Source organism: Pokkaliibacter plantistimulans, assembly GCF_003194385.1.
Classification (GTDB): domain Bacteria; phylum Pseudomonadota; class Gammaproteobacteria; order Pseudomonadales; family Balneatricaceae; genus Pokkaliibacter; species Pokkaliibacter plantistimulans.
The window spans coordinates 1-13,370 of the sequence record NZ_LAPT01000086.1; the positions used below are offsets into that span (position 1 = coordinate 1).

13 protein-coding genes are annotated in these 13,370 nt (G+C 59.3%); all 13 read left to right on the top strand.

Features of this window, described 5'->3' with window-relative positions:
- Positions 1-258 precede the first annotated feature (258 nt).
- A complete protein-coding gene (locus tag WH50_RS17145) occupies positions 259-876 on the top strand; it encodes a TRAP transporter substrate-binding protein (protein ID WP_110188455.1) in 618 nt (205 codons plus the stop codon).
- 2 nt (positions 877-878) lie between these two features.
- Complete coding sequence (locus WH50_RS17150) at positions 879-1,496, top strand: TRAP transporter small permease (protein WP_207780364.1); 618 nt, start codon at positions 879-881, stop codon at positions 1,494-1,496.
- Entirely contained in the window at positions 1,493-2,794 is a 1,302-nt protein-coding gene (locus WH50_RS17155; RefSeq protein ID WP_110188457.1) for a TRAP transporter large permease, read from the top strand. The genes WH50_RS17150 and WH50_RS17155 overlap by 4 nt, the downstream gene beginning before the upstream one ends.
- Complete coding sequence (locus WH50_RS17160; RefSeq protein ID WP_110188459.1) at positions 2,791-3,813, top strand: 4-hydroxythreonine-4-phosphate dehydrogenase PdxA; 1,023 nt, start codon at positions 2,791-2,793, stop codon at positions 3,811-3,813. The genes WH50_RS17155 and WH50_RS17160 overlap by 4 nt, the downstream gene beginning before the upstream one ends.
- Before the next feature lie 83 nt (positions 3,814-3,896).
- Positions 3,897-5,069 carry an L-rhamnonate dehydratase gene (locus WH50_RS17165; RefSeq protein ID WP_110188461.1) on the top strand — a complete coding sequence of 391 codons (1,173 nt, stop codon included), beginning with the start codon at positions 3,897-3,899 and terminating at the stop codon, positions 5,067-5,069.
- A gap of 10 nt (positions 5,070-5,079) precedes the next feature.
- Positions 5,080-6,075, top strand: coding sequence for an AraD1 family protein (gene araD1 / locus WH50_RS17170; RefSeq protein WP_110188463.1), 996 nt, complete (start codon positions 5,080-5,082; stop codon positions 6,073-6,075).
- 147 nt (positions 6,076-6,222) lie between these two features.
- Positions 6,223-6,651 carry a type 2 periplasmic-binding domain-containing protein gene (locus WH50_RS17175; protein ID WP_165838459.1) on the top strand — a complete coding sequence of 143 codons (429 nt, stop codon included), beginning with the start codon at positions 6,223-6,225 and terminating at the stop codon, positions 6,649-6,651.
- A 60-nt stretch (positions 6,652-6,711) separates the two neighbouring features.
- Positions 6,712-7,224 carry a TRAP transporter small permease gene (locus WH50_RS17180; protein WP_110188467.1) on the top strand — a complete coding sequence of 171 codons (513 nt, stop codon included), beginning with the start codon at positions 6,712-6,714 and terminating at the stop codon, positions 7,222-7,224.
- On the top strand, positions 7,221-8,501 hold the full coding sequence (locus tag WH50_RS17185; RefSeq protein WP_110188469.1) for a TRAP transporter large permease subunit: 1,281 nt from the start codon (positions 7,221-7,223) through the stop codon (positions 8,499-8,501). Before WH50_RS17180 ends, WH50_RS17185 begins: the two co-directional genes overlap by 4 nt.
- 114 nt (positions 8,502-8,615) lie before the next feature.
- Complete coding sequence (locus WH50_RS17190; protein ID WP_110188471.1) at positions 8,616-9,617, top strand: TRAP transporter substrate-binding protein; 1,002 nt, start codon at positions 8,616-8,618, stop codon at positions 9,615-9,617.
- Between the two features lie 97 nt (positions 9,618-9,714).
- The gene (locus WH50_RS17195; RefSeq protein WP_104155705.1) at positions 9,715-10,647 is read left to right on the top strand and encodes a YncE family protein; all 933 of its coding nucleotides are present in this window, start codon (positions 9,715-9,717) and stop codon (positions 10,645-10,647) included.
- Between the two features lie 35 nt (positions 10,648-10,682).
- Positions 10,683-11,633: an amidohydrolase family protein gene (locus WH50_RS17200; protein WP_110188473.1), complete on the top strand. Its 951-nt coding sequence runs from the start codon at positions 10,683-10,685 to the stop codon at positions 11,631-11,633.
- A gap of 120 nt (positions 11,634-11,753) precedes the next feature.
- Complete coding sequence (locus tag WH50_RS17205; protein WP_110188474.1) at positions 11,754-13,355, top strand: aldehyde dehydrogenase (NADP(+)); 1,602 nt, start codon at positions 11,754-11,756, stop codon at positions 13,353-13,355.
- Positions 13,356-13,370 lie beyond the last annotated feature (15 nt).

Sequence of the window (13,370 nt, forward strand, 5' to 3'; positions counted from 1 at the left end):
TGCCATCCTGCCATCCTGCCCGTGATCTTCCTGCTGACACGCAATCACACCTCTCATTCCAGTGTTTAAAAAAACGCCATTTTTTTCCTTGACGATAAATCCCCTGTCCACTAACCTCTAATCAACTGGTATGGTGCACGTACCAGTAAACCAGATGAGGAATAAGAGCCAATCGCAGTACAGCATCAAACGGACGGTTAAGCGCAACGACGACACCGCCACTCCACCTCCAAACACAACAAAAATAAGGACGAGACAATGCTTAAGAAACTCGCCACCACCGCCCTGCTGTTCTCTCTGAGCAGCATCGCCAGCCACGCCGAAGACAAAATCGTGTTCGCCATTAGTGGCACGCCCAACAGCCGCCCGATTAATACCCCCGCTGACCTGCAAGGGCTGAAAATTCGTACCCCACAGAGCGAATGGCGCACCCTGATGTTCTCCACCTGGGGAGCCAACCCGACTCCCATGGCGTCTTCCGAACTGTTTGTCGCCTTGCAGACCGGCATGGTCGATGGTCAGGAGAACCCGCTGAGCAATATCAACGGTGCCAAGCTGCAGGAACTGTCGATCTCCAATCACGTCTATTCCCCCATCTTGCTGACGGTCAGTGAAGATGGCTGGAACAAACTGCCCGCTGAGGTACAGAACGCGATCACGGAAGTGGCTGTCGAGGCACAAAGCTGGTCTTTCGCCAAAGGTGAAAGCCTCGACAAGTCACTGCAGGACAACATGACTCAGGCTGGCACCCAGATTAATCAGGTGGACCGGCAGGCCGTTATTGCCGCAAGCAAAACGGTGTACGCCAAATTTATTGAAAAGGTCGACGGCGGACAGCAACTGGTTGACCGCGTCATGGCGCTGGCGGGTGAGTGATCATGGCATCGCTCATCACTTCTCCGTCTTCCTGCCATCACGGGGTCGCCATGTCGCCTCTGAAGTTACTGCGCCAGGAGTTTGAGTACCTGCTGGAAGGCTTCACTGTCGCCCTGCTGCTGGGGCTGACCGCCATCGTGCTGGCGGCAGTACTGCTGCGTATGCTGGGCAGCGCTTTCACCTGGTATGACGAAGTCGCCTCTATCGGGCTGGCCTGGCTGAGCTTCTACGGTGCCAGTCTGGCAGCCCTGAAGCGCGCACATCTGGGCTGTCCCGGCATTGTCAGCAAAGCACCGGCGCCACTGCGCTCACTGCTGTTCGTCCTGTCGGAACTGATCGTCATTGGCTTCTTTGCGATTATCGCTAAATTTGGCTATGACGTACTCAACGTGCTGGCGTGGGACAATCTGGTCTCCCTGCCGTGGATCAACCTGAGCTTTACCCAGTCGGTGATTCCCGTCAGTGCCAGTCTGTTCATCCTCTGTGAGCTGCTAAGTATGCCGGATGCCTGGCACAAGATGCGTCAGGGCGTCGACAGTGAGCATGAAGCCATCGAGGAGGCCATCCGTCTGGCCGAAGAAGGTCTGACCCTGCATCAGGCCTGGGAGGTACGTCCATGACTCTGCTTCTGGTTATTGCCGCAATCTTCGTACTAGTGCTGATCAATGTTCCCATTGCCGTCGCTATCGGCGTGGTGGCCATCGCCGGTACCTGGCTGACTCAGGGCTGGGATGCGCTGGTCAATATCCCGCTGACCCTGTACAGCGGTGCTACCAGCTTCCCGCTGATTGCTATCCCTCTGTTTATTCTGGCTGGCGCACTGATGAACACCACCGGCCTGTCGCAACGACTGATCAATCTGGTCTCAGCCATAGTGGGCTTTGTGCGCGGCAGTCTGGCCATGGTGAATGTCGGCGTCTCGATGTTCTTTGCCGAAATTTCCGGCTCTGCCGTAGCTGATGTGGCCGCCACCGGTTCGATTCTGATTCCGGAAATGAAACGGCGTAACTACAACCCTGAGTTTGCCGCCGCCATCACCTCCGCTTCCGCATCGCTGGCCATCATCATTCCGCCGTCGCTGTCGATGATCCTGTATGGCGCGATTGCCGATACCTCGGTGGTCAAGCTGTTCGTTGCAGGCGTGGTGCCGGGCATTCTCGGCGGTATCGGACTGGCTGCGGCCTGCTACTACTTCGCCATCAAATACAACCTGCCCCGTGAGGAAGCCTTCTCCCTGACCCGGCTGGGCAAAGCCTTCCGCGAGGCATTCTGGGCGCTGCTGCTACCAGTGATCATTCTCGGCGGTATCTTTGGCGGCATCGTCACCGCTACCGAAGGCGCCGGTGTTGCGGTACTGGCGGCGCTGGTGATCGGCGGTCTGGTCTATTGCGAAATGGATTTGCAGGTGTTGTATCGCGCCGTGATCGACGGCGTGGTGCAGACTGCCGTGGTTATGCTGCTGGTCGCCACCTCCGCCATTCTCGGCACCTTCCTCACCGAGATGCAGTTGCCGCAGCAACTGGCGCGGGAAATTACCTCCATCACGACCGATCCGGTACTGGTGCTGGCATTGCTGAACGTGCTGTTGCTGGTGCTGGGCATGTTCCTGCACGGCGCGGCCGCCATCATTCTGGTGGTGCCCATCGTGCTGCCGCTGATCCAGCAGCTCGGCATCGACCCCATTCATTTCGGTCTGATCCTGACCCTCAATCTGGCTATCGGACAACAAACGCCACCAGTGGCGTCGGTGCTGGCTACGTCCTGCTCCATCGCCCGTACCGATATGTGGAAAACCGCCCGGGTGAACCTGCCGATGATTGGCGTGCTGTTTATCGTGCTGATGCTGGTGACCTATGTCCCGGCGATCCCCATGACCCTGGTCAACATGCTCTACCCCACCACAGGAGTAACCCAATGAGTAACTTGCGCCCGACCGTAGCCCTGACGCTGGGTGATCCTGCAGGCATTGGCCCTGAACTGATCGCCAAGCTGTTGAGCAAACCCTCTACCCTGCAGCAGGCCAATATCGTTCTGATCGGTGACCCCTGGGTGTGGGAAGCCGGACAGCAAACTGCCGGCGTGAAGGTGGAAACACTCGCCATCGAAAGCCTGCAACAGGCGCGGGCACTGGACAGCGACCGTCCGCTGTTTGTTGCTGTCGACAGCGTCAAACCCGAGGATGTGCAGGTGGGTGTCGCCGCCGCTTCCGGCGGCGCATCGGTACTGAAAGTGCTGGATATGTGTCTGGCTGCCGTCAGCCAGCGCCATATCGACGCTATCTGTTTTGCCCCGCTCAACAAACACGCCATGAAGCAGGCCGGTATGCCTTTCGAGGATGAACTGCACTACTTCGCCGACTACCTCAAGGTTGATGGCTTCTTCTGCGAGTTCAACACCCTGGGCGGTCTGTGGACGTCACGGATTTCCTCACACGTTCCCCTCAAGGACGTTGCCAGCTATCTGAGCGTTGAGCGTATCAAGCAGGCCACCCGCCTGATTTATCAGTCACTGGCCGCCGCAGGTGTAGCACAGCCACGGGTGGCCGTCGCAGCCTTCAACCCTCACGGCGGTGACGGCGGCGTCTGTGGGCGGGAGGAGATTGACATCATCGCCCCGGCCGTCAAAGCCCTGAACGATGAAGGGCTGCCCATCAACGGCCCGTTCCCGGCTGACACGATCTTCCTCAAAGCCCGGGATGGCCAGTATGACGCCATCGTCACCATGTACCACGACCAGGGCCAGATCGCCATCAAGCTGCTCGGCTTTGAAAAAGGCGTCACCGTACAGGGTGGTCTGCCGGTCCCTATTACCACCCCGGCCCACGGCACCGCCTATGACATTGCCGGTAGCAACAAGGCCAGTGTGCAGGCCATGGAAAATGCCTTTGCCATTGCCTGCCGCATGGGTGCCAGTTACCGCGCCCAGACCCGCGGCTGAAAGCGGCCAGCAAAGCCGATTTGTTAATAGCCAACCTTGTGAAGACACAGCAACAAAAATAACGACTTCTGGAGAAAGCCAAGATGAAAATCACCCAAGTGCGTGCCCGCGTATTCGAATGGAAAGGTAAGACCGTTCCGCCACAGGCACACTTCTGCTCCAACGCCATGGACCAGCTCTGGGACCGTGGTGATTCCATGGGCACCTTCCGTTTCCACGGCTGGACGGTGGTGGAAGTAGAGACAGACGAAGGCGTGGTCGGCATCGGCAACGTCGCGCTGGCGCCACGCATCGCCAAGGCCATCATTGATCAGTACCTCACCCCGCTGGTGCTCAATCAGGACCCGTTCGACTACGAATACCTGTGGCAGCGCATGTACCGCTCGACGCTGGCATGGGGCCGCAAAGGCGTGGCCATGGCCGCGATCTCCGCGATTGATATTGCCCTCTGGGACATCATGGGCAAGGCCACAGGCCGCCCGGTGTTCAAGCTGCTGGGGGGGCGCACCAAGGAAAAAATCCCCTGCTATGCCTCCAAGCTATACCGCACTGATCTGGATGAAATGCAGCGCGAAGCTCAGCGTTATATGGATCAGGGCTTCAAGGCGGTGAAAATGCGCTTTGGCTACGGCCCCAAGGACGGCCCTGTCGGCATGCGCAAAAACCTCGACAGCGTCGCGGCGGTGCGTGAAGTGATCGGTGACGATGTGGACCTGATGCTGGAATGCTACATGGGCTGGAACCTTGAGTACGCCAAGCGCATGCTGCCCAAGCTGGAAAAATTTGAACCCCGCTGGCTGGAAGAGCCGGTCATCGCCGATGACATTGACGGCTATGCCGAACTGAACAGGCTGACCAACATCCCCATTTCCGGCGGTGAACACGAATTCACCTCCTACGGTTTCCGGCAGCTGCTGGACAAGGGCGCGGTCTCAGTCATCCAGTACGACACCAACCGCGTCGGCGGCATTACCGCTGCCCACAAGATCAACGCCCTCGCCGAAGCCTACAGCGTGCCGGTTATCCCCCACGCCGGGCAGATGCACAACTACCATCTGACCATGTCGACCCTGGCCTCGCCGATGTCCGAATACTTCCCGGTGCATGACGTCGAAGTCGGTAACGAGCTGTTCTACTACATCTTTGAAGGCGACCCCGAGCCCGTTAATGGCTTTATCGATCTGGACGAACACCTGCCCGGTCTGGGCCTGACCCTGTCCGACAAGTACCTCGACCAGTTCAACATCATCGAGTAAGGAGCCAGCAATGCGCCTGATTCAACTCAAGCACAGCCGTGGTCTGCGCGCGGCGGTGGTGGAAAGCGCCATTCAGGTTCGGCTGGTGGAGTTTGACGGGGGGACCTATGCGCTGGCCCGTGCCGCCATTGCCGAAGGTATCAGCCTGCAGGACATGATCCACCGTCATCTCAGCCATGAACTGCTGGACTACCACCAGCTACTCGACCTGCGCCTGCTGCTGCCACCGCTGACCCATCCCGATGCCGCGCACTGTCTGGTCAGCGGCACCGGCCTGACCCATCTGGGCAGTGCAGACACCCGTGACGCCATGCATGCCAAACTGGACAAGGACGATGCCGAGCTGAGCGATTCCATGAAGATGTTCAAGCTGGGCGTGGAAGGCGGCAAGCCCGCTGCAGGGCAGATTGGCGCTCAGCCTGAATGGTTCTACAAGGGCGACGGCGACATCGTCATCGCCCCCGAGCACCCTCTGCCCAGCCCCGGCTTTGCCCTCGATGCAGGTGAAGAGCCAGAGCTGGTGGGCCTCTATGTCATCGGTGACAACGGCACGCCCTACCGCATCGGCTTCGCCGTGGGTAACGAGTTTTCCGACCACGTGACCGAACGGGGCAACTACCTGTGGCTGGCGCACTCCAAACTACGTGCCTGCAGCTTCGGCCCGGAGTTATGGCTGGGTGAGGCACCGCGTCATCTGCAAGGCGAAAGCCGTATTGTCCGCAACGGCGAGGTCATCTGGCGCAAGCCCTTCCTCACCGGCGAAGACAACATGGCCCACTCGCTGGCCAATCTGGAGCACCACCACTTCAAGTACCGCCAGTTCTGTCGGCCCGGCGATGTTCATGTGCACTTTTTCGGCACCGCCACCCTGAGCTTCGCCGATGGCATCAGGACACAGCAGGGTGATCGTTTCGAGATTGAACTGCCCAGTTTTGGTCGCCCACTGCGCAACCCTCTGCAGCAGGCTGAGCAGACTGGCAATGTCGTCGGTGTCGAAATGCTCTGACGGAGACATGCTCTTAGCCGGTTGTTGAAAAACGTTATCGAGATAGATTTTCAACGACCTGCTAGAGGTGACATGGTTTTTGAGGCGGGACGCGCACCCTGCAAGTGCGCATCTGGCCTCTACGCAAGCGAATACAGGATCACAATAATGAAAACACACTCCACACTTCGCACGCTTACCCGCAGTACCCTGACACTGGGCGTACTGGTATTCAACAGCCCCGCCGCCATGGCCGACTGGGTGCAGAAATATCTGTCGAAGACCGCCCATGCCTATGATGCGCTGGTACTGCTGGCCTCCTACAATTTCATGAAGCAGCTGACCGATGCTCAGCGACAGGCCATTCATGAAGCAGCCGATGAAGCCACGGTCTATGAGCGCCAGACCAGCCGCGAGCTGAATAGCAAGCTGCTGGATGAACTCAAGCAAAGCATGACCATCAACGACGTATCAGCCAGCAAACGTCAGCGCATGCGCGACGCTCTGCAGCCCCTGACCAAGCGCTATACCGAGCGACTGGACCCGGCTGTGGTCAGCGCTTTTGAGCAGGCGCTGGCCAGTTCCCGTCAGCAATGATGAACCGGCGATGGCGGCCGCAGGCAGCCATCGCCCCCGGATTAGAGGTGTGGAGCTATCATGCTGTATTTCGCTCGTCTGGCGTTACGCCTGGAACAATTCCTTAATCTGCTGATGGCAGCCGGTCTGACGGTGATGATCGTTCTGGTCTTCATCAATGTCGTCCTGCGCTACGGCTTCAACAGTGGTATTTCCATCACGGTCGAGCTGTCGCGCTATATCTTCGTCTGGCTGACCTTTCTCGGTGCCGTTGTCGCACTGCAAAAAAATGAACATCTGGAAGTCGGCACACTGGTTGACATGCTGCCAGCGACGCTGAAGAAGCTGGTGCGCATCGCCGCCCTGCTGATGATGCTGGGATGTACCCTGATGCTGATGATCGGCGCCTACAAGCAGACCGTGCTGAACTGGCGCAACCTGTCTCCCATCAGCGACATCCCCATTGGTGTGTTCTATCTGGCCGGTCTGGTCGCAGGGGTACTGATGAGCCTGCAGTTGTTGTGCCGCCTGATAGGTCAGTTTTTGCCTGAATCCCTGCTTACCCAGGCACGCTGCCGGGAGGTGCGCCCATGACTATCGCCCTGTTTTTAGGCTCCCTGCTTGGCTCCATCGGCCTTGGCCTGCCTATCGCCTTTGCCCTGCTGGTCAGCGCAGTGGTGCTGATGCTGCACCTTGACCTGTTCAATACCCAGATTCTGGCCCAGAACCTGGTGGACGGTGCCGACAGCTTCACCCTGCTGGCCATCCCCTTCTTTCTGGTGGCCGGTGAGGTGATGGCGCAGGGTGGGCTGTCCAAACGGATCGTCAATCTGGCGATGATGTTTGTCGGCCACAAGAAAGGCGGGCTGGGCTTTGTCGCCATCTTCGCTGCCATCGTCATGGCCAGTCTGTCAGGCTCTGCCGTTGCCGACGCCGCAGCACTGGCCAGTATCCTGCTGCCAATGATGCGCGAGGCCAACTACCCGGTCGGGCGATCTGCCGGTCTGCTGGCGGCAGGGGGCATTATTGCGCCGATCATTCCGCCCTCCATTCCGCTGATCATTATCGGCGTCGCCGGGGGGATATCTATCACCAAGCTGTTCCTCGCTGGCATCGTGCCGGGTCTTCTGATGGGCATCACTCTGGTGTTTATCTGGTCGATGCTGACCCGCCGCGAAGACATTGCCATCGCTCCGAAAGCCAGCAATCGTCAGCGTATCAATGCCCTGAAAGACAGTGTCTGGGCCCTGCTGCTGCCGGTAGTGATTATCGGTGGTATCAAGACTGGTATTTTCACCCCCACCGAAGCAGCCGTGGTCGCTGCGGTCTACGCCATCCTGATTTCGACGCTGGTCTATCGTGAGTTGAGCGCCAAGCAGATGTTTGAGGTGCTGACCAAAGCGGCACGCAATACCGCCGTGGTGATGTTTCTGGTGGCCTCGGCCATGGTCGCTTCCTGGCTGATCAGTGTGGCGCAGCTGCCGATGATGGTCGCCGATGTGCTTGGTCCGCTGACGGACAGCCCGCGCCTGCTGATGCTGGCGATCATGGGCGTGGTGCTGCTGGTCGGCATGGTGATGGATCTGACCCCCACCATTCTGGTGCTGACGCCCATCCTCATGCCGCTGGTGAAGCTGGCCGGCATCGACCCGGTGTACTTCGGCATCATGATGGTACTGAACTGCTCCATCGGGCTGATCACCCCGCCGGTGGGCAATGTGCTCAACGTTATCTGCGGCGTCGGTCGTATCCGGTTTGAGGAGGCGGTGCGTGGTGTCGCCCCCTTCCTGCTGGCTTACGTCGGTATTCTGCTGCTCTTCGTTATCGTGCCGGAGCTGGTGACCGTGCCCGCCAAATGGCTGGCCCATTGAACATTAACGATGACCAAACCGTTCACGATGACTAAACCGAGGTCACTGGCTAAACCACGGTCACTGATCTCTCCTCCTTTGCCAAAACAAGTACAACCAGAAAGGACTATCACTATGAAACAACAACACTCTGCCCTGCGCACCCTGACTTTAAGTAGCCTGGCACTGGCCATTGGCCTCGGCATGGGCATTAGTGCCCAGGCTGCCACCATGCTGAAACTGGCTCATGCGGCGCCGGTGACAGATACCCAGCAGAAAGCAGCGGAAAAATTTGCCGAGCTGGTGAAGGAGCGCACTCAGGGAGAAGTGGAAGTAAAGATCTTTGGTAACGGGGTACTGGGCAATGATCAGGCGATGATTTCCGGGGTGCGAGCCGGAACCATCGACATGGAACTGTCCGGCAACCCCAACTTTGCCGGGCTGGCCCCCAAGCTGGCGGTGTTTGATCTGCCTTATATTTTCGGTGACCGCAATCAGGCCTATAAGGTGCTGGATGGCAAGGTCGGGCAGGATGCCCTGACCCTGCTCGACGACAGCGGCCTGAAAGGGCTGGCTTACTGGGAAGTCGGCTTCCGCGCCATGACCAACTCCAAGCATCCGATCCGTACCCCGGATGATGTCAAAGGTCTAAAAATGCGCACCAACTCCAACAAGTCGCTGATTCAGGCCTTCTCATTACTGGGCGCCAACCCGATCCCCATGCCAATCGGCGAGCTGTACACCGCCCTGGAAACCGGAGCCGTGGATGCTCAGGACCACCCCATCGGCATCGTCTGGTCGAGCAAGTTCTACGAAGTGCAGAAATACCTGTCGCTGACCAATCAGGCGTACACCGCGCTGATCATGGTCATGAATCAGGACAAGTTCAAATCGCTCAGTCCGGCCTACCAGCAGGCCATCGTCCAGTCCGCTCAGGAGGCCGGTCAGTATCAGCGTGAGCTGAACCAGCAGCAGGAGCAGCAGATCATCAAGGATCTGCGCAGCGCCGGGCTGGAAGTGGAAGAGCATATCGATACCGCGCCCTTTCAGGCCATCGTCAAACCCACCTGGGACAGCTACATCAAGGATAACGGCGACGAGATGCTGAATGCCGTGCTGAATGCCGAGAAAGGCTGAAAAAAGCAGAGATAGTCAACGCGTTCTGAACGGTTACTGCCTGTCCGATTAACTGCCCGGCACCTGAAGTGCCGGGCCTCTTGCCGAGGTCATCACCATGGCTACCGATGTTCTGCTGCTCAATCAGAAATGTGCCCATACCGTCAGTCTTTATGACGTGCAGAGCGGCAAGGCGCTGAAGCATATCCGTCTGCCCAACTATCCCCACGAGTTTGTCGTCGACAGCAAACAGGAATTTGCCTACGTCGGCCATTACGGCATCCTCGGCGCTGACTGCGTCGGTGATCAGGGTGGCTGTTCGGTTTTCGTTATTGATCTGCACAAGGGTGAACATGTTCATACCTTGAGCACCTGGCCGTTTTACCGGATTCACGGGCTGGCCATGGATCAGCAGGATCGCCTGTATGCCATGAGCGAAGGGCATTCCACTCTGCTGATATTTGATCAGCCCCGTAACGCCGTGGCTGCCGACCGGGCAGTGCCTTCCGGTGGTTACAAGACCCATCTGTTCGCCCTCAGCCGCGATGGCGAAACCGCTTACGGCATCAACCTGCTGAGCAATACCGTCACCAAGATCAAACCTCATGATCCGCTGTTTGCCCCCGTTCCTATGTACCCCGGCCGCAAGCCCGAAGGTAACTGCCTGTCCGTGGATGAGACGCGGCTGTTTGTTACCAACCGTCTGGACAATACGCTGGTCGCCATCGACACCGAGAGCCTGCAGATTGTTGGTACGGCAAGTACCGGTGAAGACCCGAACCGGGTATATCGCGACCCGACCGGCCGCCTGCTGACCACCAACTACGGTGAAAGCTCCCTGTCGGTGTTTGATGAGCAGCTCAACAGCCTCGGCACCATTACCCTGCCGCACCGCCCCATCGCCATCAGTTTCCACCCCAATGGTGAGCTGGCTTTTGTCTCGTTCAAGGGCGATCAGATCGGCATTCTTGATCTGCACAGCGGCCAGTTCGTGCGCTTCTTCGATACTCTGGCAGAGCCCGATGTGTCGTGCCTGCTGCGGCTGTCCTGAACGCTTGTCGTGCATAACGTGGGGAATCAACGTCTATGACCTTGTCTGCGATCAGCCATTCTGGCGAGCAACCTCTGATCGACTGCCACCATCATTTCTGGGCGCTGGCAGACATTCACTACCCCTGGCTGAGCGACCAGTATGATCCGCACTTTTTCCTTGGCGACTACCGCAGTATCTGTCGCCCGGTGCTGCCTGATGAGCTGCGTGCCACTGTGCCCGCTGGCTACCGCCTGATCGGCAGCGTGCATTGTGAGGCAGAGGTGGAACGCGTGCAGACGCTGGCAGAAACCCGCTGGATCACCGGGCTGGCTGCGCAGCAGGGCTTACCCAGCGCGCATGTCGGCTGGGCACCTTTTGGTCAGGAGCATTGTGCTGCGGTGCTTGATGCCCAGTGCGAGTCGCCGCTGTTTCGCGGAGTACGAGCCAAACCCGTGACCGCCAGCCGCCCCCAGCACAGGGAAAGCGTGCTGAACCAGCCGGGCAGCCTGCAGGATGCTCACTGGCTGTCAGGGTTAAAGCTGTTGCAGGAGCGCGGCCTGAGCTGGGATTTGCGGGTGCCCGCCTGGCATCTGCAGGAAGCTGCTCAGGCCCTGCAGGATTACCCTGACCTCAGGGTGATCCTCAATCACACCGGCTTACCGTGGGACCGCAGCCCGGAGGGCCTAGAGCAGTGGCACGCCGGTCTGACGGCGCTGGCCGCCAATCCGAACGTTTGCATCAAACTGTCGGAACTGGGTACGCCGCTGCAGGCGTGGGACAGACGACAAAACCTGCAGCTGTTGTGTGACGCCATCCGCCTGTTCGGGCCGCAGCGTTGCCTGTATGCCAGCAACTTCCCGGTGGCGGGCATTCAGGTCAGCTATGCCGACTGGCTGGCAATGATTGAGGAAGCCATTGCCCTGACGGCCCCAATGGCGCGGGACGACATTCTCTGGCGCAACGCCTGCCACTGGTATCGCCTGATGCCTGCTGACGGCGCCTGATCTGACCGAACCTCATCTGGCTGAATAGCCAAACACATACGTGCACACCTCAACTGAACCTTTCCGGAGCGCCACTGGCGCTCCCCCTGATCTGCTGCCTAGTGCCGGAGGAATTTCGCCATGACGACCCTATCATCAGCCCAGCACACCCTGACCGGAGCCATGTATATCGGTGCCCGGCGGGTGGTCGGGCAACGGGCTGCCATCCATGCCATCAACCCGGCCACGGCCGAAACGCTGCAACCTGCCTACGGGGGGGGTGACAGTGCCGATGTCGATCACGCCTGCCAGCTGGCCTCGCAGGCCTTTGCCAGTTACCGCCGCACCGGTCTTGCCCAGCGCGCCGCATTTCTCGAACAGATCGCTGAGCAGATTCTGGCGCTCGGGGATGAGCTGATTGTCCGTGCCATGGCTGAGACTGGTTTGCCCCGTGCCCGCCTTGAAGGCGAACGGGGTCGTACCGTCGGGCAGTTGCGCCTGTTCGCCGAGGTGGTGCGCGCAGGCGACTGGCTGGATGCCCGTATCGATCCGGCACTGCCGGAGCGTACGCCGCTGCCTCGCCCCGATTTGCGTCAGCGTCAGGTGCCGCTTGGGCCGGTCGCTGTGTTCGGTGCCAGTAACTTTCCACTGGCGTTTTCCGTCGCAGGTGGCGATACCGCCTCTGCACTGGCAGCCGGTGCACCGGTGGTGGTCAAGGCGCATTCCGCTCACCCCGGCACAGCCGAGCTGGTCGCTCATGGGATCCGTCAGGCGGTCCGCCTTTGTGATCTCCATGAAGGGGTGTTCTCCATGCTGTACGGCTCAGGTCAGGAGGTCGGCACGGCGCTGGTTGCCCACCCTGCCATCAAGGCCGTTGGCTTTACCGGCTCCCGCGCAGGGGGCACCGCGCTGATGCGAGTCGCCGCCAACCGCAAGGAGCCGATACCAGTCTATGCGGAGATGAGCAGTATCAACCCGGTGTTTCTGTTACCCGCTGCGTTACAGCAACGCGCCGACAGTCTGGCGCAAGGTTTCGCAGGTTCTCTGCTGATGGGAGCCGGGCAGTTCTGCACCAATCCCGGACTGGTGGTAGCCATCGAAGGCGACGGCTTACAGCGCTTTATCGACGGTGCCCAGCAGGCGCTGGCCAGCAGTTCGCCCGCCACCATGCTGACCCCCGGTATCTGCCGGGCCTATAGCGAGGGCGTGAGTACGCTGGCGGCTCAGCCTCAGGTCGACACCCTAGCCCGTGGTCTTGAAGCAACAGGGCCTAACCAGTGTCAGGCGGCACTGTTCAGCACCACAGCGGAAGCCTTTCTGGCTGAACCGGATGTGCTGGGGATGGAAGTATTCGGCTCCAGCTCGTTGCTGATCAAATGCCGGGATGAAGCAGAAATGCTCAGGATCGCTGAGCATCTTGAAGGGCAACTAACGGCTACCCTGCAATTACAACAGGGTGCTGATACCGCCTTGCTGTCAGCCTTGCTGGATATTCTCGAACTCAAGGCCGGGCGCATTCTGGCTAACGGCTACCCTACCGGCGTCGAGGTCTGCCATGCCATGGTGCACGGCGGGCCGTTCCCGGCGACCTCTGACAGCCGAACCACCTCGGTAGGTTCAGCGGCGATCAAACGCTTCCTGCGCCCGGTGTGTTATCAGGATATCCCTGATACCGCTCTGCCCGAGGCCCTGCAGCAGGCTAATCCGCTGGCACTGCGGCGGATGGTGAACGGTGGGTACTAACCTTCAGAACCTGTT